Annotated in this window: 21 protein-coding genes; 12 read left to right on the top strand and 9 right to left on the bottom strand. The window is 69.4% G+C overall.

The genetic code is table 11. The features are described from left to right. Positions 1-6: 6 nt before the first annotated feature. From ABD357_RS37245 to ABD357_RS37225, 5 genes are all read right to left on the bottom strand, one after another. Entirely contained in the window at positions 7-981 is a 975-nt protein-coding gene (locus tag ABD357_RS37245) for an HpcH/HpaI aldolase/citrate lyase family protein (protein ID WP_328767629.1), read from the bottom strand. Then, the gene (locus tag ABD357_RS37240) at positions 978-3,050 is read right to left on the bottom strand and encodes a protein meaA (RefSeq protein ID WP_344395728.1); all 2,073 of its coding nucleotides are present in this window, start codon (positions 3,048-3,050) and stop codon (positions 978-980) included. The genes ABD357_RS37245 and ABD357_RS37240 overlap by 4 nt, the downstream gene beginning before the upstream one ends. A gap of 9 nt (positions 3,051-3,059) precedes the next feature. Next, positions 3,060-4,397, bottom strand: a complete 1,338-nt coding sequence (ccrA, locus tag ABD357_RS37235) for a crotonyl-CoA carboxylase/reductase (RefSeq protein ID WP_344395727.1) — start codon at positions 4,395-4,397, stop codon at positions 3,060-3,062. Between the two features lie 368 nt (positions 4,398-4,765). Then, the gene (locus ABD357_RS37230; protein WP_344395726.1) at positions 4,766-5,575 is read right to left on the bottom strand and encodes a TetR family transcriptional regulator; all 810 of its coding nucleotides are present in this window, start codon (positions 5,573-5,575) and stop codon (positions 4,766-4,768) included. Positions 5,576-5,714: 139 nt separating this feature from the next. Continuing rightward, positions 5,715-7,520, bottom strand: a complete 1,806-nt coding sequence (locus ABD357_RS37225) for a 3-hydroxyacyl-CoA dehydrogenase family protein (protein WP_344395725.1) — start codon at positions 7,518-7,520, stop codon at positions 5,715-5,717. 368 nt (positions 7,521-7,888) lie between these two features. On the opposite strand from ABD357_RS37225, the gene ABD357_RS37220 reads away from it, so the two are divergent. Further along, positions 7,889-8,479 (top strand): adenylosuccinate lyase, encoded by a 591-nt coding sequence (locus tag ABD357_RS37220; protein ID WP_344395724.1) that lies wholly within the window; start codon positions 7,889-7,891, stop codon positions 8,477-8,479. Between the two features lie 200 nt (positions 8,480-8,679). Here the strand turns inward: ABD357_RS37220 and ABD357_RS37215 are convergent, their stop codons facing one another. The 4 genes from ABD357_RS37215 to ABD357_RS37200 all read right to left on the bottom strand — a co-directional run bounded on the left by ABD357_RS37215 (position 8,680) and on the right by ABD357_RS37200 (position 12,469). Beyond that, complete coding sequence (locus ABD357_RS37215; protein ID WP_344395790.1) at positions 8,680-9,186, bottom strand: GNAT family N-acetyltransferase; 507 nt, start codon at positions 9,184-9,186, stop codon at positions 8,680-8,682. Between the two features lie 14 nt (positions 9,187-9,200). Next, positions 9,201-9,599, bottom strand: a complete 399-nt coding sequence (locus ABD357_RS37210) for a RidA family protein (protein ID WP_344395723.1) — start codon at positions 9,597-9,599, stop codon at positions 9,201-9,203. A 72-nt stretch (positions 9,600-9,671) separates the two neighbouring features. Then, positions 9,672-11,261, bottom strand: a complete 1,590-nt coding sequence (locus ABD357_RS37205) for an alpha/beta hydrolase (RefSeq protein ID WP_344395722.1) — start codon at positions 11,259-11,261, stop codon at positions 9,672-9,674. Between the two features lie 170 nt (positions 11,262-11,431). Beyond that, the gene (locus ABD357_RS37200) at positions 11,432-12,469 is read right to left on the bottom strand and encodes an Rv2578c family radical SAM protein (RefSeq protein ID WP_344395721.1); all 1,038 of its coding nucleotides are present in this window, start codon (positions 12,467-12,469) and stop codon (positions 11,432-11,434) included. 135 nt (positions 12,470-12,604) lie between these two features. Between ABD357_RS37200 and ABD357_RS37195 the strand changes: the two genes are divergently transcribed. The 11 genes from ABD357_RS37195 (at position 12,605) to ABD357_RS37145 (ending at position 24,175) form a co-directional block, all read left to right on the top strand. Continuing rightward, on the top strand, positions 12,605-13,000 hold the full coding sequence (locus ABD357_RS37195) for a VOC family protein (protein WP_344395720.1): 396 nt from the start codon (positions 12,605-12,607) through the stop codon (positions 12,998-13,000). A 131-nt stretch (positions 13,001-13,131) separates the two neighbouring features. Continuing rightward, positions 13,132-13,575 (top strand): SRPBCC family protein, encoded by a 444-nt coding sequence (locus tag ABD357_RS37190; protein ID WP_165339862.1) that lies wholly within the window; start codon positions 13,132-13,134, stop codon positions 13,573-13,575. 223 nt (positions 13,576-13,798) lie between these two features. Beyond that, positions 13,799-16,297, top strand: a complete 2,499-nt coding sequence (locus ABD357_RS37185; RefSeq protein WP_344395719.1) for an ATP-binding SpoIIE family protein phosphatase — start codon at positions 13,799-13,801, stop codon at positions 16,295-16,297. 158 nt (positions 16,298-16,455) lie between these two features. After that, positions 16,456-17,178: a class I SAM-dependent methyltransferase gene (locus ABD357_RS37180; RefSeq protein ID WP_344395718.1), complete on the top strand. Its 723-nt coding sequence runs from the start codon at positions 16,456-16,458 to the stop codon at positions 17,176-17,178. 155 nt (positions 17,179-17,333) lie between these two features. Further along, on the top strand, positions 17,334-18,503 hold the full coding sequence (locus ABD357_RS37175) for an NAD(P)/FAD-dependent oxidoreductase (protein WP_344395717.1): 1,170 nt from the start codon (positions 17,334-17,336) through the stop codon (positions 18,501-18,503). Between the two features lie 17 nt (positions 18,504-18,520). Beyond that, positions 18,521-18,823, top strand: coding sequence for a (2Fe-2S)-binding protein (locus ABD357_RS37170; RefSeq protein ID WP_344395715.1), 303 nt, complete (start codon positions 18,521-18,523; stop codon positions 18,821-18,823). Continuing rightward, the gene (locus ABD357_RS37165) at positions 18,804-20,267 is read left to right on the top strand and encodes an FAD-dependent oxidoreductase (RefSeq protein WP_425585172.1); all 1,464 of its coding nucleotides are present in this window, start codon (positions 18,804-18,806) and stop codon (positions 20,265-20,267) included. The genes ABD357_RS37170 and ABD357_RS37165 overlap by 20 nt, the downstream gene beginning before the upstream one ends. Further along, complete coding sequence (locus ABD357_RS37160; RefSeq protein ID WP_344395714.1) at positions 20,264-21,148, top strand: dihydrodipicolinate synthase family protein; 885 nt, start codon at positions 20,264-20,266, stop codon at positions 21,146-21,148. The genes ABD357_RS37165 and ABD357_RS37160 overlap by 4 nt, the downstream gene beginning before the upstream one ends. A 128-nt stretch (positions 21,149-21,276) precedes the next feature. Continuing rightward, the gene (locus ABD357_RS37155; protein ID WP_344395713.1) at positions 21,277-22,278 is read left to right on the top strand and encodes a proline racemase family protein; all 1,002 of its coding nucleotides are present in this window, start codon (positions 21,277-21,279) and stop codon (positions 22,276-22,278) included. 46 nt (positions 22,279-22,324) lie between these two features. Then, positions 22,325-23,002, top strand: coding sequence for a GntR family transcriptional regulator (locus tag ABD357_RS37150; protein WP_344395712.1), 678 nt, complete (start codon positions 22,325-22,327; stop codon positions 23,000-23,002). Positions 23,003-23,179: 177 nt separating this feature from the next. After that, positions 23,180-24,175 carry a branched-chain amino acid ABC transporter permease gene (locus ABD357_RS37145; protein ID WP_344395711.1) on the top strand — a complete coding sequence of 332 codons (996 nt, stop codon included), beginning with the start codon at positions 23,180-23,182 and terminating at the stop codon, positions 24,173-24,175. Positions 24,176-24,180: the final 5 nt, after the last annotated feature.

Genomic DNA, 24,180 nt, shown 5'->3' with positions numbered 1-24,180 from the left:
GGTGTCTTACGCCTCCGGGGCCTCGAACTTGGACGTACGGGTCATGCCGGCCGCCCGGCCCTTGCCCGAGATGACGAGCGCCATCTTGCGGCTGGCCTCGTCGATCATCTCGTCGCCGAGCATCGCGGAGCCCTTCTTGCCGCCCGCCTCTGACGTGTAGTAGTCGTACGCGTCCAGGATCAGCTCGGCGTGGTCGAAGTCCTCCTGGGAGGGCGAGAAGATCTCGTTGGACGCCTCGACCTGACCCGGGTGCAGGACCCACTTGCCGTCGAAACCGAGGGCGGCGGCCCGCCCGGCGACCTCGCGGTAGCCGTCGATGTTGCGGATCTGCAGGTAGGGGCCGTCGATCGCCTGGAGGTTGTTGGCGCGGGCGGCCATCAGGATCTTCATCAGGATGTAGTGGTAGGCGTCCGCCGGGTAGCCGGGCGGCTGCTCACCGACGACGAGCGACTTCATGTTGATCGACGCCATGAAGTCGGCCGGGCCGAAGATGATCGTCTCGACACGCGGGGAGGCCTGCGCGATCTCGTTGACGTTGTTCAGGCCCTGGGCGTTCTCGATCTGCGCCTCGATACCGATCTTGCCGACCTCGAAGCCCATCGTCTTCTCGATCTGCGTCAGCAGGAGGTCCAGCGCCACGATCTGCTGGGCGTCCTGAACCTTCGGCAGCATGATGCAGTCGAGGTTCGGTCCCGCGCCCTCGACCACCGTGACGACATCGCGGTACGTCCACTCCGTCGTCCAGTCGTTGACGCGCACGACCCGCGTCTTGCCCGTCCAGTCGCCCTCGTTGAGGAACTTGACGATGGTGTGCCGCGCCTCGGGCTTGGCGAGCGGCGCACACGCGTCCTCCAGGTCCAGGAAGACCTGATCGGCCGGGAGGCCCTGTGCCTTCTCCAGGAAGCGGGGGTTGCTTCCCGGCACCGCGAGGCAGGAGCGCCGCGGGCGAAGGCGGTTGACCTGGGGAACAGGGCTGGTCATGCGGGGACCTCCAGGGGGTCGAGCTTGTTCGCGGTCCGGATCTCGTCGACGATGCGGCCGATGATTCCGGTGATGTCGAAGTCCTTCGGGGTGAAGACCGCGGCCACTCCGGCGGCACGCAGTTGATCGGCGTCACCGTTCGGGATGATGCCACCTGCGATCACCGGGATGTCTGTGGCTCCTGCCACACGCAGCCGCTCCAGCACGTCCGGCACGAGCTGCGCGTGCGAGCCGGACAGGATGGACAGACCGACCGCGTGCACGTCTTCGGCGAGGGCCGCGGCCACGATCTCCTCGGGCGTGAGCCGGATGCCCTGGTAGACCACCTCGAACCCGGCGTCGCGGGCCCGTACGGCGATCTGCTCGGCACCGTTGGAATGCCCGTCCAGGCCCGGCTTGCCCACCAGGAAGCGCAGCTTTCCGACGCCCATTTCACGGGCGGTCACGTCGACCTTGCGGCGCACCTGAGCCAGCGCCGTGCCCTCCTGCGCGGCGACCGCGACGGGCGCCGACGAGACGCCGGTGGGCGCCCGGAACTCGCCGAACACCTCCCGCAGGGCTCCTGCCCACTCGCCGGTGGTGACCCCCGCACGGGCGCACTCCAGCGTGGCCTCCATCAGGTTGCCCGTCCCGGCGGCTGTCTCCTTCAGCCGCTCCAGCGCCGCTCCCGCGCGCGCGTGATCGCGTGCGTCACGCCATTCACCGAGGGCCCGTACGACGCGCTCCTCGACCGTCGGGTCGGCCGTGTGGATCGCCGTGTCCAGGTCGGCCGTCAGCGGGTTCGGCTCGGTCGTCTCGAAGACATTGACGCCCACGATCTTCTCTCGACCGGACTCGATACGGGCCCTGCGCTCGGCATGCGAGGAGACGAGCTGCGACTTCAGGTAACCGGACTCGACGGCCGCCATCGCGCCGCCCAGCTCCTGGATGTGGTCGATCTCGGCGAGCGACTCCTCGACGAGCTTGCTGACCTTCGCCTCGATGACGTGCGAGCCCTCGAAGATGTCCTCGTACTCGAGCAGGTCGCTCTCGTAGGCGAGTACCTGCTGCATGCGCAGCGACCACTGCTGGTCCCAGGGGCGGGGGAGGCCCAGGGCCTCGTTCCAGGCGGGGAGCTGCACGGCACGCGCGCGTGCGTCCTTCGAGAGCGTCACGGCCAGCATCTCGAGCACGATCCGCTGGACGTTGTTCTCCGGCTGGGCCTCGGTCAGACCGAGGGAATTGACCTGGACCCCGTACCGGAAGCGCCGGTGCTTGGGGTTCTCGATCCCGTACCGCTCGCGTGTGATCCGGTCCCAGATGCGGCCGAACGCCCGCATCTTGCACATCTCCTCGATGAAGCGGACGCCCGCGTTCACGAAGAAGGAGATGCGCGCGACGACGTCACCCATGCGCTCCTGCGGCACCTGGCCGGAGTCGCGCACCGCGTCCAGTACCGCGATGGCCGTCGACATCGCGTACGCGATCTCCTGAACCGGAGTGGCTCCGGCCTCCTGGAGGTGGTAGCTGCAGATGTTGATGGGGTTCCACTTGGGGATGTGGGAGACCGTGTACGCGATCATGTCCGTCGTCAGACGGAGCGAGGGCACCGGCGGGAACACATGCGTGCCCCGCGACAGGTACTCCTTCACGATGTCGTTCTGCGTCGTCCCCTGGAGCTTGGTGATGGCCTCCTTGTCGAGGCCTTGCTCCTCGGCGACGACCTGGTAGAGCGCCAGCAGCCACATGGCCGTGGCGTTGATCGTCATCGAGGTGTTCATCTGCTCCAGCGGGATGTCCTGGAACAGCCGGCGCATGTCACCGACGTGCGAGACGGGGACCCCGACCCGGCCGACCTCGCCGCGGGCGAGGATGTGGTCGGGGTCGTAGCCGGTCTGCGTCGGCAGGTCGAACGCCACCGAAAGGCCGGTCTGGCCCTTGGCGAGGTTGCGCCGGTACAGCTCGTTGGACGCCTCGGCCGTGGAGTGACCGGCGTAGGTCCGCATCAACCACGGCCGGTCCCGTTCCTTTTGCGCCTGCGGCGCGGGCGGCGCGCCCTGTGCCGCAGGTGCGGTCTGACGCTCACTCATGTACGGACCTCAGATGTTCCGGAAGCGGTTGATGGCGTCGATGTGCTTGGCGCGCTTCTCCTCGTCGCGCACGCCCAGGCCCTCGCGGGGTGCCAGTGCCAGCACGCCCACCTTGCCCTGGTGGAGGTTGCGGTGCACGTCGTACGCGGCCTGCCCGGTCTCCTCCAGTGGGTACACCCTGGAGAGCGTCGGGTGGATCTTGCCCTTCGCGATGAGCCGGTTGGCCTCCCAGGCCTCGCGGTAGTTGGCGAAGTGCGATCCGATGATGCGCTTCAGGGACATCCACAGGTAGCGGTTGTCGTACTCGTGGTTGTAGCCCGAGGTCGAGGCGCAGGTGACGATCGTGCCGCCCTTGCGCGTGACGTAAACGCTTGCGCCGAAGGTCTCGCGGCCGGGGTGCTCGAAGACGATGTCCACGTCCTCGCCGCCGGTGAGCTCCCGGATGCGCTTGCCGAAGCGCTTCCACTCGCGCGGGTCCTGGTTGTGCTCGTCCTTCCAGAACTTGTAGTCCTCGGCGGTGCGGTCGATGATCGCCTCGGCGCCCATCGAACGGCAGATCTCCGCCTTCTGGGGCGAGGACACGACACAGATGGGGTTGGCGCCGCCCGCGAGCGCGAACTGCGTGGCGTACGAGCCGAGTCCACCGCTCGCGCCCCAGATCAGGACGTTGTCGCCCTGCTTCATGTCGGCGCCGTTGCGGGACACCAGCTGCCGGTACGCGGTGGAGTTGACCAGTCCGGGAGCGGCGGCCTCCTCCCAGCTGAGGTGATCCGGCTTCGGCATCAGCTGGTTGGACTTGACGAGGGCGATCTCGGCGAGACCGCCGAAGTTCGTCTCGAAGCCCCAGATGCGCTGCTCGGGGTCGAGCATCGTGTCGTTGTGGCCGTCGGATGACTCCAGCTCGACCGACAGGCAGTGCGCGACGACCTCGTCACCGGGCCGCCAGGCGTTCACGCCAGGGCCGGTGCGCAGGACGACGCCCGCGAGGTCGGAGCCGATGATGTGGTACGGCAGGTCGTGGCGCTTGGTGAGCTCGCTGAGCTTGCCGTAGCGCTCCAGGAACCCGAAGGTCGCCATCGGTTCGAAGATCGAGGTCCACACCGAGTTGTAGTTGACCGAGGAGGCCATCACGGCCACCAGGGCCTCGCCGGGTCCGAGTTCGGGCACCGGCACCTCGTCCAGGTGCAGCGACTTGCGGGGGTCCTTGTCGCGGGTGGTGAGGTCCGCGAACATCTCCGTCTCGTCCTTGTGCACGGTGACCGCGCGGTACGAGTCGGGCAGCGGCAGTGCGGCGAAGTCGGCGGAGGTGGACTCCGGCGACTGAATCGCGTCCAGGATTTCCTTCACGGTGTTGCCTCCGGCGAAGCGAGCGCCCGGGGGAGCGCTTGAGGGTTACGTCGGGGTGGTTGCTGCTGATGTGAGGCGTGCCGTCGGTTCGGCGAAGGTGGAGCTGGCAGCGCTTTGTGGCGCGGAAGGTTGCCTGTGACGCAGGCGTCCGGGCGCGCAGGCCATACAGCTTGCGGGGACAGCCGGCGTACGAAGGTGCTCTGCACGCCGGCCGCCCGGACTACTCCAACGTATGGCACCGCGTGTCACGTCGCAAGGCACGCAGTGCCAACAATTTCTCTCAGATGCAATCTCGCCGTAACAGATGAGCGATGATCGATCAAAGGCCCCGCTGCGGGGGCGTTCGGCGGGCCGAGCCGGCCACTCGGTCAGCGGTTCTTCAGGGCCTGCTCGATCGTCTTCATGACCTCGTCGAGCGGTGCGTCCGTCCTGGCCACCGTCACCAGCACCTCGCCCTGCGAGGCGACCGAGGCCGCCGCTGAGCGAGGCGCGGTCTCACGCCCCACGCCGATTCCCGTACCGAAGGTCTTCTGGACTATGGCGAACGCGTGGTCCAGCTGCGCCTCCACGTCGCCCTGCCCGCCGGCCCGCAGCCATCGCCGCAGTACGTGGTTGTGCGCCGTGACCACGGCCGAGGCGGCGACCTCCGCGAGCAGCGGATCGTCGTTCGCGTCGTCGTCGTGCGCGTGCTCGTCGAAGTGCCCCAGCAGATAGCGCGTGAACAGCCGCTCGTACCGCGCCACGGAGGCGATCTCCGCCTCCCGCAGCGTCGGCACCTCGCGCGTGAGCTTGTAGCGCGACACCGAGATCTCCGGCCGGGCCGCGTACATCTTCATGACTTCCTTGATGCCGCGGCACACGGTGTCGAGCGGATGCTCGTGCGCCGGCGCGGCATTGAGTACTGCCTCGGCCCGGATCAGGGTGTCGTCGTGATCGGGGAAGATCGCCTCTTCCTTGGAGCGGAAATGCCGGAAGAAGGTCCGCCGGGCGACTCCGGCCGCCGCGGCGATCTCGTCGACGGTCGTCGCCTCGTAGCCCTTGGTCGCGAACAATTCCATGGCCGCGGCCGCCAGCTCCCGGCGCATCTTGAGCCGTTGGGCGGCGGCGCGACTGCCCGCGGCACTCTCCGGAGCGTCGGGCGTGGCTGGTGTACGAGAGGACTTGACCGGCTGGGACATGCCCCGAACGTACTGCATTCGTGGAGCGGGACGCTCAAGATCCGGTCTCCCCCCGCCCTGGGCGGGGGGAGAGGCACCGGCCGGGTCGAGCAGTCCGCCCCAGTCCGCGCGGTCCGTGAACCAGTCGCCGGGCCGTCGCTCAGCGCCGTGCATATTCGCGGAAGCCGCGGCCGGTCTTACGGCCGAGGCAGCCCGCGGCCACCAGGTGCTCGAGCAGCGGCGCCGGGGCAAGGCCCGGGTCGCGGAACTCGCGGTGCAGGACCTTCTCGATGGCCAGCGAGACATCGAGACCGACCACGTCGAGGAGCTCGAAGGGGCCCATCGGGTAGCCGCCGCCGAGCTTCATCGCGGCGTCGATGTCGTCGAGCGAGGCGTAGTGCTCCTGGACCATCTTGATCGCGTTGTTCAGATACGGGAACAGCAGCGCGTTCACGATGAAGCCCGCTCGGTCGCCGCAGTCCACCGGGTGCTTCTTGATCTTCGTGCACAGCTCGCGGACCGTGGCATGCACATCGTCCGCGGTCAGAACGGTCCGGACGACCTCGACCAGCTTCATCGCCGGGGCCGGGTTGAAGAAGTGCATGCCGATCACGTCCTGCGGGCGCGAGGTGGCGCGGGCGCAGGCGACCACGGGCAGCGAGGAGGTCGTGGTGGCCAGGATCGCGCCCGGCTTGCAGACCTTGTCGAACACGGCGAACAACTGCTGCTTGATCTCCAGGTCCTCGGCGACGGCCTCCAGCGCCAGATCGACCTCGGCGAAGGCGTCGTACGAACCCGCCGGCGTGATCCGCTCCAGAGTCTCGGCGGCGGCCTCGGCGGTCATCCGCCCCTTGTCGACAGAGCGCGAAAGCGACTTGCCGATACGGGCCTTCGCGGACTGCGCCTTCTCCTCGCTGCGCGCGGCGAGCACGACCTCGTACCCGGCCTTCGCGAAGACCTCGGCTATACCGGACGCCATGGTGCCGGAGCCCGCGACACCGACCGAACGGATGTGACGGCCAGGGGTTCCGGGGCCCGAGGAGAGCGGCGTCAGCGCGTCCCGCACGACGGTCCCGCTGCCCGGAGCGTCGTACGTGTAGAAGCCGCGGCCCGACTTGCGGCCGGTCAGGCCCGCCTCGCTGAGCTGCCTGAGGATGGGCGCGGGCGCGTGCAGCCGGTCGTGCGAGGCGGCGTACATGGCTTCCAGGACCGTACGCGCGGTGTCGACGCCGATGAGGTCGAGCAGTTCGAGCGGGCCCATGGGCAGTCCGCAGCCCAGCCTCATCGCGGCGTCGATGTCCTCGCGGCTCGCGTACTTCGCCTCGTACATCGCGGCCGCCTGGTTGAGGTAGCCGAACAGCAGACCGTCGGCGACGAAGCCGGGGCGGTCGCCGACGGCGACGGGCTCCTTGCCGAGTTCGAGGGCGAGATCCGTGACGGCGGTGACGGCGCCGGGCGCGGTCAGCACGGACGAGACGACCTCGACCAGCTTCATCGCGGGCGCCGGGTTGAAGAAGTGCAGCCCGAGAACACGCTCGGGACGGGCCGAGTCGGCGGCGAGCCGGGTGACCGAGAGGGCGTTGGTGCCGGTCGCCAGGACCGTCTCCGGGCGCACGATGCCGTCGAGCTCGCGGAAGATCTGCCGCTTGATCTCGTACGACTCCGGGGCCACCTCGATCACCAGGTCGGCGTCGGCCGCCGCGCGCAGATCGGTGGAGGTGCGGAAGCGGCCGAGGAGCTCCTCGCGCTCCTGCTCGGTGAGCCGCTCGCGCCGAACGGCACGGGCGGTCGCGGCCTCGAGCACGGTGTGGGCCCGGGCGACGGCGGACTCGCTGATGTCGATGCCGATGACCTCGCGGCCGGCCCGGGCGAGGACCTCGGCGATGCCGGTGCCCATCGTGCCGAGGCCGACCACGGCGACGGTCCTGAGCGGGGACAGAGGGGTGTCGGACAGGGGAGTGGCCATCGCGGGACTCCAGGGATGAGTGACGACTGAGGGACGCATCCGGATACGCCGACAGGCGCACACAGTGCGGAAGTTTGTGCGGGTGTGGGGCCGGGCTACGAAGCGCACACGCCCGGTGCCGTCCGCGGGCGAGACACGCAGGCCCGCGAGGCGGTGAAGACCGACCGGCCCTGTCCCGGAGCCGAGTCGTACTGAGGTACTTGAAGTACCGAACCGACCGACACTCACGGTGGCTGCGTCACCAGGCCACCGCAAGCAGGTGTGCGAGTGGGTAACTCGCTCGATTGAGCTTAACTCGCGGGTAACGAGCGCGCCAGTGTGCGGAAGAGTCGAGGTTATGTGACGTACGTCGCGGATAGGCTCGCGCCATGGACGAAGAGTTGCGGTCGCTCACTGGGCGCTTACGGCTTGAGGCGGGTGCTGGGGAGGCATTCGCGTACGAACGCCTGGTCTCCACCGGTGATCTCGATGAGCTGGCCGGTGTGCTAACCGCGCCCCAGCAGCCGCTGTGGGCGCGGGAGTTGGCGGCATTTCGGCTCGGGCTTGCGGGGGATCGGCGGGCTTTTGAGACGCTGGTTCTGTTGCTCAATCATCGGGATCCGCAGCGGTGCGCTTCCGCTGCGTATGCGCTGGCGCGGCTGGGGGATCCGCGTACCGCCCGGGCGGCGGCTGCGCTTGCCACCAATGAGTTGCGGGTTGCTTATGCGCTACATCCGGTGCGGTTGTTGGTGGAGCTGCGGGCTCCTGAGGCTGTGCCTGCGCTGATTACTACGCTGGCGCGGCGGTTTCGGGCGCATGATCCGTATCGGCGGGTGGCGCTTGCGTGTGTGGAGGGGCTGGGGGTGTTGGGGGACGAGCGGGCGCGCGCCATCTTGAACGAGGCGCTTGCGCATCCTTCGCTGGCGCAGGCTGCGGCGGGGGCGCTCAAGCGGTTGCCCGCTCAGCGGGCTCCTCGGTAGCGCGGTAGCGCTGGGTGGGGTTTTCGCCCCCGCCGCCCCTACCCATTCCCATCCACGCTGGGGCTCCGCCCAAGCCCCGGCGCGCCCGGGGTGGGTGGGCGGATTGTGTGCACTGGGGGTGCGTCGTGGCTGGGCGCGCAGTTCCCCGCGCCCCTTCGGGGGCGCTGGTCGAGCCGCACAGTGGTATAGCCCCGGGTCACTTACGGGGCTGCCGCCAGCGGGCCGGAGTAGCGCACCTCGGGTACCGCGACCCCTGCCACGTCCCAGGACTCCTCGGTGCCGTCCGGAGTGAAGCCGGCCCGTTCGTAGAAGCGGCGGGCCTGTGCGTTCTCCTTGAGTACCCACAGCAGCATCCGGGCGTTGCCTGCTGTGGCGCAGCGGGCCGTGGACTCCCTTAGCAGGGCTTGGCCCACGCCTTGGGAGAGGTGGTCCGGGTGGACGTAGATCGCGTACAACTCCGCGTCCTTCGTGGGGAGTTCGCCGCCTCGGTAAGGGCCGTGGCAGGACCAGCCGACTACCTTGCCGGACGACTCCGCTACCAGGTTCAGCACGCCCTCGCCTGCCTGCTCGAAGTGGGCCCGGCGGCGCGATATCTCGTCCGCGAGGTCGAGGCCGTCGAGGTAGGACTGGGGGATCAGGCCCGCGTAGGCGCTCTGCCAGCCGCGTATCCGGATCTCGGCCACGCGCTCGCAGTCGGCGAAGGTCATTTCACGGATGTGGATCACTCGGGCAGTATCGCGTACGCCTCGATCTCCATCAGGAACTCCGGGCGTACCAGGCCGGCGACCTGTACGGCTGTGGACGCCGGGAGGCGGTCGGGGGATATGCAGGCGTCGCGGGCCGCGCGGACGGCTGGGATGTGGGCCATGTCCGTGACGTAGTAGGTCAGTTTGATCACGTCGTCGAACGTTGCCCCGGCGGCGGCCAGGCAGCGGCGGAGGTTCTCGAAGGTCTGGCGGGCCTGGGCCGCGGGGTCGTTCTCGCCGACCAGCTTGCCGTCTTCGTCCAGTGCCACCTGGCCCGAGATCGCCACGAAGCGGCCGGTGCCCATGACGACATGGGTGTATCCGGTGGCGGGGGCGACCCCGTCGGGGGCGGGAATGCGGGTCAGTTCGGTCATGGGTCCATCGTGGACCATGGCACTGACAACGCCCCCGACGGGCAGCCGCAGCTCACTGATCACATACCGAGCTCAGCCTCGGAATCCCAGCAGGCCGTGCAGTGTCGCGCCGCGCGAGGCGGAGGCGTCCTGTGCGGTCAGCGGCTCGGGATCCGGCAGTGTCTCGCACACCGCGTCGGCCTCTCCGTCGCTGCGCGGGACCTTGCCGGTGGACAGGTACGTCGCCAGGTGCTCGTCCAGGCAGGTGTTCCCGGCCAGAGTGATGCCGTGGTTCCCGCCGTCCTGCTCGACTACCAGGCTTGAGCCGCGCAGCAGGTGATGGACCGTGACACCGCCCTCGTACGGGGTGGCCGCGTCGTCGGTCGCCTGGAACAGCAGCGCCGGCGGCAGCGAGTCGTTGGCGACGTCGACCGGGTCGAGTGAATCCGTCGGCCAGAACGCGCACGGCGCGTTGTACCAGGCGTTGCTCCAGGTCATGAACGGCGCCTTCTTGTGCACCTTCCAGTTGTCGTGGCGCCACTGGTTCCAGTCCCGCGGCCAGGACGCGTCACGGCACTCCACCGCGGTGTAGATGCTGTAGCCGTTGTCACCCGCCGCGTCGACTGCGGCGAAGTTCTCGTACGCCTCGACCAGCGGGTCGTCGTTCTTGTCGTTCACGTAGGCCGCGAACGCCTCGGCGAGATAGGGCCAGTAGCCGTTGTAGTAGCCGCCGGGGACGAACGTGTCCTCCAGTTCGGAGGCGCCCACCGTGTCGTCCGCGGGCTTCTTCGCCAGCGCGGCCCGCATCGCATACCACTTGGCCTCGATCTTCGCCGGATCGGTGCCGAGCTCGTAGGTCGCGTCGTACTTGGCGACCCATGCCATGAAGGCCTTGTGGCGGCTGTCGAAGGCGTAGTCCTGATCGATGTTGTCGTCGTACCAGACACCGGTGGGGTCGACGATGGAGTCGAGCACCAGGCGCCGTACGCGCTCCGGGTAGAGCTTCGCGTACACGGCGCCCAGGTAGGTGCCGTACGAGTAACCGAAGTAGTTGATCTTCTTGGCGCCGAGTGCCTGCCGGATGACGTCCATGTCATGGACCGCGCTCACCGTGTCGATGTACGGCAGCACGTCCGCGTACTTCTTGCCGCACTCCTCGGCGAAGGCCTGTACCCGGGCGAGGTTGGCCTTCTCCAGGGCAGGGGTGCTCGGCACGGAGTCGGGGCGTACCGGGGCGAAGTGCCCAGGCCGGCAGTCCAGTGCGGGCTTGCCGGCGCCGACGCCGCGCGGGTCGAAGCCGATGACGTCGTACTGCGCCGCCACCTCCTTCGGCAGCGAGGACGCGACGAACCCGGCGAGCGTGAGACCGCTGCCGCCCGGACCGCCCGGGTTGACGAGAAGTGGTCCCTGGTACGTCTTCGAGGTGTGGGGGATCCGCGACAGCGCGAGCGTGATGCGCTCGCTGTACGGGTTCGAGTGATCGAGCGGCACTTTGAGGGACGCGCACTGGAGCGTCGGATAGTCCTCGGTGCCGCACTTCTTCCAGGTGAGCTTTGCCGCGGGGGCGGATTGGCTGGTGCGCGGTGTGGTCGCGGCGCCCGCGTTCGCGTCGGCCGGAACCGCGGTCATCAACCCGGCCAGCACGGCGGCGGCACCGCACAGAGCGGTTGCTCTTTTCTTCATCAAGGCCTCCCAGGACGGAGGAATTTGAACCGTGCACATCACGGCCCGCCCCGCATCGTCTCGGAAATGACCCTCAGGAAGGACAGGTTCTGCGAAGAGTTGACACTATTGGGCAGCGCGATGCCGCCGGATGCCTGGCAAAGGCGCTGGCCGGAGCAGGGAAACGTTCGTCAGAGCAGAGTGAGTTGAGTGGGCCCCGGTACGGCCGGCTCCGGCTCCGGTTGGGGGATCCGGCGAGGCATCCCCGCGTGCGTGGGACCGATGCCGTACTCCTGGGCCAGTTCGTGCACCTGACGGGTGATCCGGCGCTGGTACCACTTCGGGGCGTACGCGCCTTCCGCGTACAGCCGCTCGTAACGGCGTACCAGATGCGGGTGATGGTGCTCGAGCCAGCTCATGAACCACTCGCGCGCGCCCGGCCGCAGATGCAGCACGAGCGGGGTGACCGAGGTCGCTCCGGAAGCCGCGATCGCCCGTACGGTCGCGCGCAGTTGGGAGGGGTGATCGCTCAGGAAGGGGATCACCGGGGCCATCAGTACGCCACAGCCGATGCCGTTCTCGTTGAGCGTCCGCACGACGTCCAGGCGGCGCTCCGGGGCGGGTGTGCCCGGTTCGACGGTCCGCCACAGCTCGTGGTCGGTGAAGCCCACGGAGACGGATATCCCGACCTCGGTGACGGCGGCGGCCTGCTTCAGGAGGTCCAGGTCGCGCAGGATCAGGGTGCCCTTCGTCAGGATCGAGAAGGGGTTCGCGTGGTCGTGCAGGGCGGCGATGATGCCGGGCATCAACTGGTAGCGCCCCTCGGCGCGTTGGTAGCAGTCGACGTTCGTGCCCATCGCGATGTGCTCCCCCTGCCAGCGCCGTGAGCCCAGCTGACGGCGCAACAGCTCCGGTGCGTTCACCTTCACCACGATCTGGCTGTCGAAGCCGAGGCCCGTGTCGAGGTCCAGGTAGCTGTGGCTCTTGCGGGCGAAACAGTAGACACACGCGTGTGAGCAGCCGCGGTACGGGTTGACCGTCCACTCGAAGGGCATGCGTGAGGCTCCCGGCACCCGGTTCACGATCGAGCGGGCCCGGATCTCGTGGAAGGTGATCCCGCGGAACTCCGGCGTGTCGAAGGTACGGGTGGTCACCGCGTCCGCGCCGAACAGCGCGGGGTTCTCCGGCGGATTGCCGCCGGACTCCACTGTGAGGTTCTCCCAGCGCATGAGGCCTCCTCGGTAGCACTGACCAGAGAATAGAACATTTGTTCCCTTGATCGTGCGAGACGCGCGTCAAACTTTCTGACAGGGGGTTAGCGTGTGGCCTTTGGCGGAGCCGCTACGTGACCGGGAGGTCCTGACATGGCCAGTAAGTTCACCGAGTTTGCGATCGACTGTGCCGATCCCCGCGGTCTCGCCAGGTTCTGGTGCTCGGTCCTTGACTACGAGGTGCAGGACGAAGACGAAGGCGACGGAATCGTCATCATCGGCTCCCCTGCGGTTCCTGAAGGCAAGGACCGCCTGGGCCCGGTGCCACCCGCGTTGACCTTCGCGCGCGTGCCCGAGGGCAAGACCGTCAAGAACAGGCTCCACATCGACGTCAACCCGACCGACCGCGAGCAGGACGAAGAGGTCCGCCGCCTGCTCGACTTGGGGGCCCGGCACGCCGACGTCGGCCAAACCGGCGATGAGAGCTGGGTGACACTCGCCGACCCCGAGGGGAACGAGTTCTGCGTCCTCGCGGGCCGCCGCCCCTGATTGGAGGCCGCACACCGCACCGGTTCCACCGCCCCTTTCTGCACCCCTTGGGGGACCCCGATTTGGGCGGCTCGGCCGCCTGGTGGTTGGCTGACCGTGAACCCCCGAGTTTCCAAGTGCTGGAGGAACCAATGGCGCAGGTCGAGGCCACCACGGAGCGAGTCGTAGCGGCTCAGCCGGACGACGTTTTCGACGCCCTGGCCGACTACAGCGGCACGCGCGGGAAGATCCTGTCCGAGCACTTCAGCGAGTACGAGGTCCGCGAGGGCGGTGACGGCGAAGGCACCCTCGTCCACTGGAAGCTCCAGGCCACCAGCAAGCGCATCCGTGACTGCCTGCTCGAGGTGAGCGAGCCCACCGACGGCGAACTCGTCGAGAAGGACCGCAACTCCTCGATGGTCACCACCTGGCGGGTCACCCCGGCCGGCGAAGGCGCGGCACGCGTCGTCGTGACCACCGTGTGGAACGGCGCCGGCGGCATCGGCGGCTTCTTCGAGAAGACCTTCGCGCCCAAGGGCCTCGCTCGGATCTACGACACAGTGCTCGCGAAGCTCGCCGCCGAGGTCGAGAAGTAGCCCAAGAAGCCCAACAAGAAGCCCAAGAGGTCTCTGTGCAGGGCGCGTTGAACGCGCCCTGCGCTGACGCGCTCTGTCGCGTGTTCCCGATGTTTCCGCCGGTGGCGCTCCGTCGCGTACGCCGGAGCAATTCCCGGATTGCCACACATGGCAACCGTACGCACCCGTACCGTGGTGGGTGCGGCACAGATCTTGCGGGACCGTGGGAGAAGGGGCCTTGGCCATGGACCGTGGCACCGATGGGGGCGCGGCTTCAGGCGGCGGAGCCGGGAACGGCACTGTGGTGGAGAGCGTCGCGGCCGCCCGCATTCCGCTGGCCGTGGTCGTCGTCGACCGCGAAGGACTGGTCTCCCACTGGAGCCGGGGCGCCCGGCGGCTGTTCGGGACCCCCAAGGAGGAGGCGGTGGGCCGCCCCGCCGTCGATCTTCTCCCCGTGTCCGGCGCTCTGACCGAGGACGACGAGATCACGCCGTACGGAGCGTATGCCGCCTACGACGGACTCGGCCCCGACCTCGAATCGTCCCTCGACGGGCGGCTGTCCTACCCGGCGGCGGGCCGCGCCCGGCTCTCGGTGCCGGCCTCCGACCGGGTCGACGTCCTGTGGTGGGCGTATCCCCTGGTGGGCCCCGGCCGGGAACGGCTGCTCGTGCTGGCCGCCGACGCGGACGGGGCGCGCCGCGACGACGCAGGCGCTGTCGTTGACACAGGGGCGAGCGAGCCCGTCGAGCGCATCGCGCCCGGCTTCGCGCTGCACACCGACTTCCCCGGCGCCGAAGACCTCGCCCGCCGACTGCCCGAGATCCTGCCCAGCATGAGTGTCGGCGAGAGCGCCCGCATCGTCGGGCAGGTTCTCGAGCTGGGCTATCCCGTCCTGGAGTTCAGCCAGAACGAACGGGTGCCCGTCACCCCGGACTGGGGTGTGCCGCGGCGTATCGAGCGGAAGGCACGCCAGGAGCGTGCGGCCCGGGCGGCGGCGTCCGGTGAGCCCCTGCCCGCGGAACACGAGGACGACACGGAGGACCTCGAGTACGCCGCGGTGCGCGAGCGTCTGGAGTTCCTGAACGAGGTCAGCGGGCGCATCGGCAGCTCGCTCGACCTGTCCCGCACCATCATCGAGGTCAGCAAGGCCGTGGTGCCGCGGTTCACCGACGTCGCCGGGACGTACCTGCGCGAACAGGTCGTCGCCGGTGAGGGCTTCCCCGACGGTGTGCCCGACACGACCACCATGTGGCACCGCGTCGCCGTGGAGCACACCGACGAGCCGGGCCGCTGGGACGACGTCGTACCGGTCGGCGAAGCCATGCCGTTCCCGGTGCACACGCCGTTCTTCCAGTGCATGACCACCGGCGAACCCGTTCTCGTGCCGCGCATCAGCGAGCAGATGGGCCACATGATCGCCGCGCAGTTCGAGAAGCGCGACATCCGGCCCCTGATCACCGGCCGCTCCATGCTGGTCGTACCGCTCAAGGCCCGCAATGTGGTCCTAGGGTTCATGATCCTGCTGCGCCACCCGGAGCGCGTCGAGTTCAACGACATGGACCGGGTGACGGGTGCCGAACTCGCCGCCCGCGCCGGGCTCGTGCTCGACAACGCCCGCATGTACACGTACCAGGAGAGCGTCGCCGAGACCCTCCAGGACAGCATGCTGCCGCACATCGCACCCCGTATGTCGGGCTGCGACATCGCCACCCGCTATCTGCCGGGTACGTTGCTGGGGCGGGTCGGCGGCGACTGGTTCGACTCGGTGAAGCTGCCCGGCTCACGGACCGCGCTCGTCGTCGGCGATGTGATGGGACACGGGCTCAACTCGGCCGCGATGATGGGCCAGTTGCGCACCGCCGTACAGACCATGGCGGGCCTCGACCTGCCGCCCGCCCAACTCCTGCGAAACCTCGACGACTTGGCGCAGCGGCTCGGTGAGCACTATCTCGCGACCAGTCTGTACGCGGTGTACGACCCGATCGCGAGCGAGCTCCAGATCGCCAACGCGGGCCATATTCCGCCGGTGTTGGTCCGAGCCGAGGACGGCCGCAGTGAACTGCTCGACCTGCCGACGGGGGCGCCCATCGGGGTCGGCGGAGTGCCCTTCGAGACCGTACGGGTGCGGGTGTCGCCCGGCGACCGGCTGGTGATGTGCACGGATGGACTGGTGGAGGTGCGCGGCGAGGACATCGGCGTCGGGCTCGCCACGCTGTGCGAGTCCGCCGCGCATCCGGCGGCGTCCATGGACGACGCCTGCGACACCATCATCCGGTCCCTCGCCGAGACGTTTTCGAAAGCGGGGCGCGGCGGGCGCAAGGACGATGTGGCGTTGCTGATGGCTCGGCTCGGGGGCATCGAGCCTGAGGATGTCGCCACGTGGGGCCTCGCGGCTGAGCCGATCGAGGTGAGCCGTGCGCGGGACGTGGTTCGTGAGCAGTTGTACGAATGGGGGCTCGACTCGCTTTCCGGCCAGGCTGAGTTGATGGTTGGTGAGCTCGTCACCAATGCCGTACGGCATGCCCGGAGCCGGCGGATCGAGCTGCGGGTTGTTCGTGGGGACACGCTGCTGTGCGAGGTGGATGACGACGATCCCACGTTGCCGACGATGCTCAGTACGGGGCCGTATGACGAGTTCGGTCGCGGCTTGCGTGTGGTCAGCAGGCTGGCCCGCGAGTGGGGCACCAGCCGTACGGCTTCCGGCAAGACCGTGTGGTTCGAGATGACGCTGCCTCGTCGGTAGAGCCTGTCCGCCGGGGGCGCGCCGCGGCGTACGTGTGTCGAATGAGTCGTGAAACCTATGAAAGGTGTGCGCCGTGCGCTTGTCGCCGCACTCCGGGCGCGGTAGACCGATCTGGCCCGCCCGTTTTGGCGGGCGCCGTCGCATCCTGGGGAGCGGGCATGAGCGTGACTACTCGGTACAGGGACGCGTGGGAGGGGTTCTGGCGGGAGGCTTCCGATGAACCGGGGGCCGTCCTCTGGGACGCGGAGCCCGGGCTCACCGTGGGGGTTCATCTACCGCTGCTCGAACTGCACTTGGCCGCTCCGGGGCTGCCGTTTGTGGATCTCGGGTGTGGTAACGGGACCCAGACGCGGTTTCTTGCCGATCGGTACCCGCACGTTGTCGGGGCCGATCTCTCGGCTGCTGCCCTTGATCATGCTCGGCGGGCGGATCGGGCGGGGCAGGCGTCGTACCGCCTGATCGATGCCGCAGAGAAGAGCGAGGCGGAGACGCTGCACGCCGAACTTGGCGACGCCAACGTCTACATGCGGGGAGTGCTTCACCAGTGTGAGCCCGACGATCGGCAGCCGCTTGTGGATGGCGTTGCCGCGCTGGTGGGGGAGCGGGGGCGTGCCTTTCTCGTCGAGCTTGCCGAGGCTGCCGGGGTTGTGCTGCGTGGGCTCGCCCAGCGCCCGGAGGGGCCGCCGGCCAAGCTTGCGCCTGTCTTTCGGCATGGCATCGCGCCTGGTGAAGTGAGCGATGATGCGGTGCTGGAGTATCTGCGGGCTGCCGGCCTCGCCGTCTTTGCCAGTGGTGAGCTGCCTCTCGTCACCACGGAGTACCAGGGGGACGGTACGCGGATTGAGTTGCCGTCCAAGTGGGTGGTGGCGGGGCGGGGTTGAGGGTGGGGGCGGGTGGGGGTTTTCCGTTTCGTACCTCGCTGCGGATTCGTTGTGGCTGGTCGCGCAGTTCCCCGCGCCCCTGATGGGGCGCTCCCCCGCCCCCGGACGAGAGCTGCACCCTTGGCTTAGATAGAGACATGTGACATTGTACTGATGTGAATGCGCTGCTGACCTGCGATGTTGTTGTCGTTGGGGCCGGGATGGTGGGGGCCGCCTGTGCTCTGTATGCGGCTCGGGCGGGACTTGATGTCGTTCTCGTGGACCGTGGGGCGGTGGCCGGGGGGACTACCGGGGCGGGTGAGGGGAATCTGCTCGTGTCCGACAAGGAGCCCGGGCCTGAGCTTGAACTTGCTCTGTTGTCCGGCAGGTTGTGGGCCGACATCGCCGCCGAGCCCGGCATCGCAAAGGCGGTCGAGTACGACCTCAAGGGCGGTCTTGTCGTCGCCTCCGGGACGGACGGGCTTGCGGGTCTGGAGGTGCTTGCCGGCGGGCAGCGGGCGGCCGGAGTTGAGGCTGTGGCGGTCGGTGCTGACCAACTTCGGGAGTTGGAACCGAAGTTGGCGGAAGGGCTCGCGGGTGGGGTGCTGTATCCGCAGGACGCCCAGGTCATGCCTACCCTCGCCGCTGCGCATGTCGTACGGCTTGCCAGGGCTGTGGGGGCCTCATTGAGGACGGGGTGGACGGTCATGGAAGTGCTGCGTACGGGGGCGGGGGCCGTGCGGGGAGTGCGTACCTCTGGGGGTGAGATTCATGCTCCGGCCGTCGTGAACGCTGCCGGTACCTGGGGCGGGGAGCTGGCCGCGCTCGCCGGTGCATCCCTGCCCGTGCTGCCTCGGCGCGGTTTCGTCCTCGTCACCGAGCCGTTGCCGCCGCGTACGGTGCGGCACAAGGTGTACGCCGCGGACTATGTGGCCGACGTGGCCAGTGACTCGGCGGCGTTGCAGACCTCGCCGGTGGTGGAGGGGACGGCCGCCGGGCCGGTGCTGATCGGGGCCAGCCGGGAACGGGTCGGGTTCGACCGGGCCTTCTCGCTGCCGGTCGCGCGGGCGCTGGCGGCGGGGGCCACGCGGTTGTTTCCGTTCCTGGAGGGGGTGCGGGCGATGCGCGCGTACCTCGGCTTCCGTCCGTACATGCCCGACCATCTGCCCGCGATCGGGCCGGACGCACGGGTGCCCGGGCTCTTCCACGCGTGCGGCCACGAGGGGGCGGGGATCGGACTCGCCACGGGTACGGGGCACTTGATCGCCCAGGTGCTGAGCGAGAAGAGCCCGGATCTCGACCTCACCCCGTTCCGTCCTGATCGATTCCTCGAGGAGGGCCTGTGAGGGGTAGGAGATCTCCAGTGGAGCTGGTGGGGGCCCGGCCCGCCCCCGCCTTCACTGTCACCTTCGACGGCCGTTCCATCGCCGTCCTGCCGGGACAGACGATCGCCGCCGCGCTCTGGGCGGCGGGCATCACGTCGTGGCGTACGACGCGCGGGAGCGGTGAACCGCGCGGTGTCTTCTGCGGGATCGGGGTCTGCTTCGACTGTCTGGTGACCGTCAACGGGCGGGCGAACCAACGCGCTTGTCTGGTGCGGGCGGAGGCCGGCGATGTGATCCGTACGCAGGAAGGGACGGGGAGCGATGGGCAGCAGCATGGCTGAGGGGGCGCCGCACGTCGCGGTGGTCGGTGCGGGCCCCGCCGGGCTTGCGGCCGCGGTTGCCGCTGCCGCGCGTGGTGTACGCGTGACCCTGATCGACTCCGCGGCGGAGGCGGGCGGTCAGTTCTACCGTCAGCCCGCCGCAGGGCTCGGCGCCCGCCGCCCTCAGGCCTTGCACCACCAGTGGCGTACCTGGGAACGGCTGCGTGATGGGCTTGCGGCGCACAGCGCGGGGGGCCGCATCACGCATCTGACGGACCACCATGTGTGGTTCGTGGAGCGCGGGCTGCAGTCCGACGGTTTCACCGTGCACGCCCTCCTCGGCCCCGAGCAGGAGCAGCCCGTCGCCGTTCATGCCGATGCCGTGCTGCTTGCCACCGGGGGGTACGAGAAGGTCCTGCCGTTCCCCGGGTGGACGCTTCCGGGAGTGGTCACCGCGGGCGGGGCGCAGGCCATGCTCAAGAGTGGGCTGGTGTTGCCCGGGCGGGTGGTTGTGGTGGCCGGGACCGGACCGTTGCTCATGCCGGTGGCGGTCGGGCTCGCGGCGGCCGGGGCGGAGGTTGCCGCGCTCGTCGAGGCCGCGGATCCCAAGGTCTTCGTGCGGCACGCGAGAGCGCTGGCCGGCCATCCCGCCAAGCTTGCCGAAGGCGCCCGGTACGCCGCCGAGTTGGCCCGGCACCGGGTGCGGGTCAGGGTCCACCACACCGTCGTCGCGGCGCACGGCAGCGACCGGGTCGAGGCCGTGACCGTCGCCGCTCTCGACGGCGACGGGTGCGTCCGGCCCGGCAGCGAGCGGCGCATTCCGTGCGACACCCTCGCCGTCGGGCACGGCATGCTGCCGCACACCGACCTCGCCGAGGCGCTCGGCTGCCGGCTGGATGGGCCGGGCGTCGCCGTCGACGACGAGCAGCGCACCGATGTGCCCGGTGTCTGGGCGGCGGGGGAGACCACCGGGATCGGCGGCGCAGTACTGTCGCTCGCCGAGGGGAGAATCGCCGGGCTTTCGATCGCGGCCCGGCTCAACTCCCGTACGCCCGACGCGCGTTCGTACGAGGCCGCCGCCAAGGCCCGTACCGGACTGCGGGAGTTCTTCGCCGTCCTCGGCACCGTCTACGACCCGCCGGCCCACTGGACCGAGCAGGTAACCGACGACACCGTCGTCTGCCGCTGCGAGGAGGTGCCCGCCTCCGCGATCCGGCAGGCCGCGGGCGAGCTCGGCGCCGGTGACGTACGCACCGTGAAGCTGCTGACCCGGGCCGGGATGGGCTGGTGCCAGGGCCGGATGTGCGGACCGGCGGTGGCAGGGCTCGCGGGGTGCGAGTTCCAGCCCTCGCGACGGCCGTTCGCCCGGCCCGTACCGCTCGGCGTGCTCGCCGGGACCAACTTCGACCGGCACCACACGGACTCCACCGACTCCACGGACCCCACCGAGGAAGGATCCTCATGACCGACCACCGCCCCTGGCGCGGCGTCCTCGTCGCCACCGCCCTCCCGCTGCGCGACGATCTCTCCGTCGACTACGACCAGTTCGCCGAGCACTGCGCCTGGCTCGTCGAGAACGGCTGCGACGGCGTCGTTCCGAACGGCTCCCTCGGCGAGTACCAGGTGCTCACTCCCGAGGAGCGCGCCAGGGTCGTCGAGACGGCCGTCGCCGCGATCGGCGGGGAGCGCGTGATGCCCGGGGTCGCCGCCTACGGGTCCGCCGAGTCCCGCCGCTGGGCCGAGCAGGCGCGCGACGCCGGCTGCCGTGCGGTGATGCTGCTGCCGCCCAACGCCTACCGCGCCGACGAACGCTCGGTCCTCGCCCACTACGCCGAAGTCGCGAGGGCGGGGCTGCCCGTCGTGGCGTACAACAACCCCGTCGACACCAAGGTGGACCTCGTACCCGAACTGCTCGCGAGGCTGCACGGCGAGGGGTACATCCAGGGTGTCAAGGAGTTCTCGGGCGATGTCCGGCGCGCCTACCGGCTGGCCGAACTCGTCCCGGAACTCGACCTGTTGATCGGCGCCGACGACGTGCTGCTCGAGCTGGCGATCGCGGGCGCCAAGGGCTGGGTGGCGGGCTATCCGAACGCGCTGCCCAAAGCCTCCGTCGAGCTCTACCAGGCTGCGGTCGAGGGCGACCTCACCACCGCGCTGCCGCTGTACCGGCAGCTGCATCCGCTGCTGCGCTGGGACTCGAAGGTCGAGTTCGTGCAGGCCATCAAGCTGTCCATGGACATCGCCGGGCGGCACGGCGGACCCGTACGCCCGCCGCGCGTCCCGCTCCTGCCGGAGCAGGAGGCCGCCGTGCGCGCGGCCACCGAGAAGGCCCTAGGGGGCTTCTGATGGACCTCGCGGCGTCGCGGCGCCCAGCACGCACGCTCGCCGCACGCACCGGACGCCGCTCCTTCTTCCACGGAGATCCATCAGAAGCCCCCTACCCGCCGGACTCGCGTAACGGAGGATCGACACACATGCGCAGCAAACTCGTCCTGCACGCCGTCGACTCGCACACCGAGGGCATGCCGACCCGGGTGATCACCGGCGGCATCGGCACCATCCCGGGCTCCACCATGAACGAGCGGCGCCTGTACTTCCGCGAACACCGCGACCACATCAGGCAGTTGCTGATGAACGAGCCGCGCGGGCACTCGGCGATGAGCGGTGCCATCCTGCAGCCGCCCACTCGCCCCGACTGCGACTACGGGGTCGTCTACATCGAGGTCTCCGGCTATCTGCCCATGTGCGGGCACGGCACGATCGGCGTGGCGACCGTGCTCGTGGAGACGGGCATGGTGGAGGTCGTCGAGCCGGTCACCACCATCCGGCTCGACACCCCGGCCGGACTCGTCGTCGCCGAAGTCGCAGTGGAGGGCGGGGCCGCCGAGGCCGTCACCCTCCAGAACGTGCCGTCGTACTCCGTCGGCCTCGACCGCAAGGTCACCCTCGCCGACGGGCGGACAGTGACCTACGACCTCGCGTACGGCGGGAACTTCTACGCGATCCTGCCGATCGACCAGCTCGGGCTGCCCTTCGACCGGGCAAGCAAGGACGACATCCTCGCCGCCGGTCTCTCCCTGATGGACGCCATCAACGCGGAAGCAGAGCCCGTCCACCCCGAGGACCCCTCCATCCGCGGCTGTCACCATGTGCACTTCGTCGCCGTGGGCTCCGACGCCCGGCACTCGCGGCACGCGATGGCGATCCACCCCGGCTGGTTCGACCGCTCCCCCTGCGGTACGGGGACCAGCGCGCGCATGGCGCAGTTGCACGCGCGTGGTGAACTCCCGCTGCACACCGAGTTCGTGAACGAGTCCTTCATCGGGACACGGTTCACCGGTCGGCTCCTCGGGACCACCGAGGTCGCCGGGATCCCGGCCGTGCTGCCCAGCTTCACCGGGCGTGCCTGGGTGACCGGGACCGCCCAGTACCTGCTCGATCCGTCCGATCCGTTCCCGGCCGGGTTCGTCCTGTGAGTCCTGCCGCTGAGCCCGTACGTCGTAAGCCGCAAGGAGACATCCGATGCCCGCCCAGCGCACCAGCGCCCCCGCCCTGCCCACCCTGGGGGGACAGAAGCGCAACTACCGCGAGCGCGTCGCCGACGCCCTGCGCGCCGCGCTGATCGCGGGCGAGCTGCGCCCCGGCGAGGTGTACTCCGCGCCGACCCTCGCCGCCCGTTTCGGTGTCTCGGCGACGCCGGTACGGGAGGCCATGCTCGACCTCGTCAAGGAGGGCCTGGTCGACACCGTGCCGAACAAGGGCTTCCGGGTCACCGCAGTCTCCGAGAGACAGCTCGACGAGTACACCCACATCCGCTCGCTCATAGAGATCCCCACGACCGCCGGGCTTGCCACCACGGCCGACCCCGTCGCCCTGGAGGCGCTGCGCCCCGCCGCCGAGGAGATCGTCACGGCCGCCGCGGCGGGCGACCTCATCGCGCACGTCGAGGCGGACACCCGCTTCCACCTCGGCCTGCTCGCGCTCGCCGGCAACGAGCATCTGGTCGAGGTGGTGCGCGACCTCCGCAAGCGCTCCCGGCTCTACGGCCTGCAGGCGCTGGTCGAGGCGGGGCGCCTGGAGGACTCCGCGCAGGAGCACCTGGAGATCCTCGACGCGCTCGTCGCCCGCGACGAGGAAGCGGTACGCGCCGTGATGACACGGCATCTCGGGCACGTACGGGGCCAGTGGGCAGCCGGATGATCGCGGGATCAGCGGGATCAGCGGGATCAGCGGGATCACTGGGATCAGCGGGATGAGAGAGATGAGCGGGATGAGACCGCACCGGGCAGAGGCGTCCGCGGAAGCCTGCCCGAGGCACCGCTCTGGCCTGCGCTTACACTGAGTCACAAGGGATGTCCGTAACATACCGGAACCGTCGTGCGCTATCAGCGGATGCTCGCACCGGCCTTCGCCCTGGTCCTCGTGATGGTGTCCGCGATCTCCGCGCGGGCCCAGGGTGAGGCAGTCCCGCGCGGCCCCACGTTCGGCGCACGCGCCCTGCAGGCGCTGATCGACGGTATCCAGTTCGGGGTCATCATCGCGATCACGTCGGTCGGACTCTCGCTGATCTTCGGCGCCATCCACTTGATCAACTTCGCACACGGCGAGTTCGTCACGATCGGAGCCACCTCCGCGTTCTTCCTCAACGTCTCCGCGGCCGGTCCGGGCTGGCACCTGATCCCCGCCGCCATCGCCGCGGTGGTCTTCGGCACCCTGCTGGGCGGAGCCGTCGAGCGTGGCATCTGGCGCCCGCTGCGGGCCCGGGGCACCGGGCTGATCAACCTGTTCATCGTCACCATCGGGCTCTCCCTGCTGCTGCGGCACGTCGTGCTCGTGCTGTACGGGACCAGGCCCGCCTCCTACGCGCAGTACGACATCCAGAGCACGATCGACCTGGGGCCGGCCGGCATCACCCCACGGGACCTCACGGTCACCCTGCTCGCCGTGCTGGTGCTGCTCGGCATTGCCGCGCTCCTGCAGAAGACCCGGATCGGTACGGCCGTACGAGCCGTCTCCGCCAACCGGGACCTCGCGGAGGCGTCGGGCATCGACGTGCAGCGGGTGGTGCTGTTCGTGTGGATGCTCGCCGGCGGACTGGCCGCACTCGGCGGGGTCTTCTTCGGCCTGGTCGAGATAGTCACCTGGGACATGGGCTTCAAGCTCCTGCTGCTCATGTTCGCGGGGGTCATCCTGGGTGGCCTCGGCTCCGCCTACGGTGCGATGGTCGGCAGCCTCGTCGTCGGCATCGTCGCCCAGATGTCCACCCTGTGGTTCCCGGTCGACCTGCAGTACGCGTGGGCGCTGCTCGTCCTCATCGTCGTCCTCCTCGTCCGGCCGCAGGGCATCCTCGGCCGGGCGGAACGCGTCGGGTGAGGGGT

The sequence above is a fragment of the Streptomyces vastus genome, from assembly GCF_039532825.1.
Classification (GTDB): Bacteria; Actinomycetota; Actinomycetes; order Streptomycetales; family Streptomycetaceae; genus Streptomyces; species Streptomyces vastus.
The sequence above is the reverse complement of the archived record's forward strand: the minus strand, read 5'-3'. Positions and strand labels throughout refer to the sequence as shown.

Coding starts and splice junctions, on each gene's coding strand:
- ABD357_RS37245 (WP_328767629.1), bottom strand. CDS start 981: ATGACCAGCCCTGTTCCCCAGGTCAACCGCCTTCGCCCGCGGCGCTCC.
- ABD357_RS37230 (WP_344395726.1), bottom strand. CDS start 5,575: ATGTCCCAGCCGGTCAAGTCCTCTCGTACACCAGCCACGCCCGACGCT.
- ABD357_RS37165 (WP_425585172.1), top strand. CDS start 18,804: ATGGGCAGCAGCATGGCTGAGGGGGCGCCGCACGTCGCGGTGGTCGGT.
- ABD357_RS37185 (WP_344395719.1), top strand. CDS start 13,799: ATGGACCGTGGCACCGATGGGGGCGCGGCTTCAGGCGGCGGAGCCGGG.
- ABD357_RS37150 (WP_344395712.1), top strand. CDS start 22,325: ATGCCCGCCCAGCGCACCAGCGCCCCCGCCCTGCCCACCCTGGGGGGA.
- ABD357_RS37205 (WP_344395722.1), bottom strand. CDS start 11,261: ATGAAGAAAAGAGCAACCGCTCTGTGCGGTGCCGCCGCCGTGCTGGCC.
- ABD357_RS37215 (WP_344395790.1), bottom strand. CDS start 9,186: ATGACCTTCGCCGACTGCGAGCGCGTGGCCGAGATCCGGATACGCGGC.
- ABD357_RS37160 (WP_344395714.1), top strand. CDS start 20,264: ATGACCGACCACCGCCCCTGGCGCGGCGTCCTCGTCGCCACCGCCCTC.
- ABD357_RS37180 (WP_344395718.1), top strand. CDS start 16,456: ATGAGCGTGACTACTCGGTACAGGGACGCGTGGGAGGGGTTCTGGCGG.
- ABD357_RS37210 (WP_344395723.1), bottom strand. CDS start 9,599: ATGACCGAACTGACCCGCATTCCCGCCCCCGACGGGGTCGCCCCCGCC.
- ABD357_RS37195 (WP_344395720.1), top strand. CDS start 12,605: ATGGCCAGTAAGTTCACCGAGTTTGCGATCGACTGTGCCGATCCCCGC.
- ABD357_RS37220 (WP_344395724.1), top strand. CDS start 7,889: ATGGACGAAGAGTTGCGGTCGCTCACTGGGCGCTTACGGCTTGAGGCG.
- ABD357_RS37240 (WP_344395728.1), bottom strand. CDS start 3,050: ATGAGTGAGCGTCAGACCGCACCTGCGGCACAGGGCGCGCCGCCCGCG.
- ABD357_RS37200 (WP_344395721.1), bottom strand. CDS start 12,469: ATGCGCTGGGAGAACCTCACAGTGGAGTCCGGCGGCAATCCGCCGGAG.
- ABD357_RS37225 (WP_344395725.1), bottom strand. CDS start 7,520: ATGGCCACTCCCCTGTCCGACACCCCTCTGTCCCCGCTCAGGACCGTC.
- ABD357_RS37190 (WP_165339862.1), top strand. CDS start 13,132: ATGGCGCAGGTCGAGGCCACCACGGAGCGAGTCGTAGCGGCTCAGCCG.
- ABD357_RS37155 (WP_344395713.1), top strand. CDS start 21,277: ATGCGCAGCAAACTCGTCCTGCACGCCGTCGACTCGCACACCGAGGGC.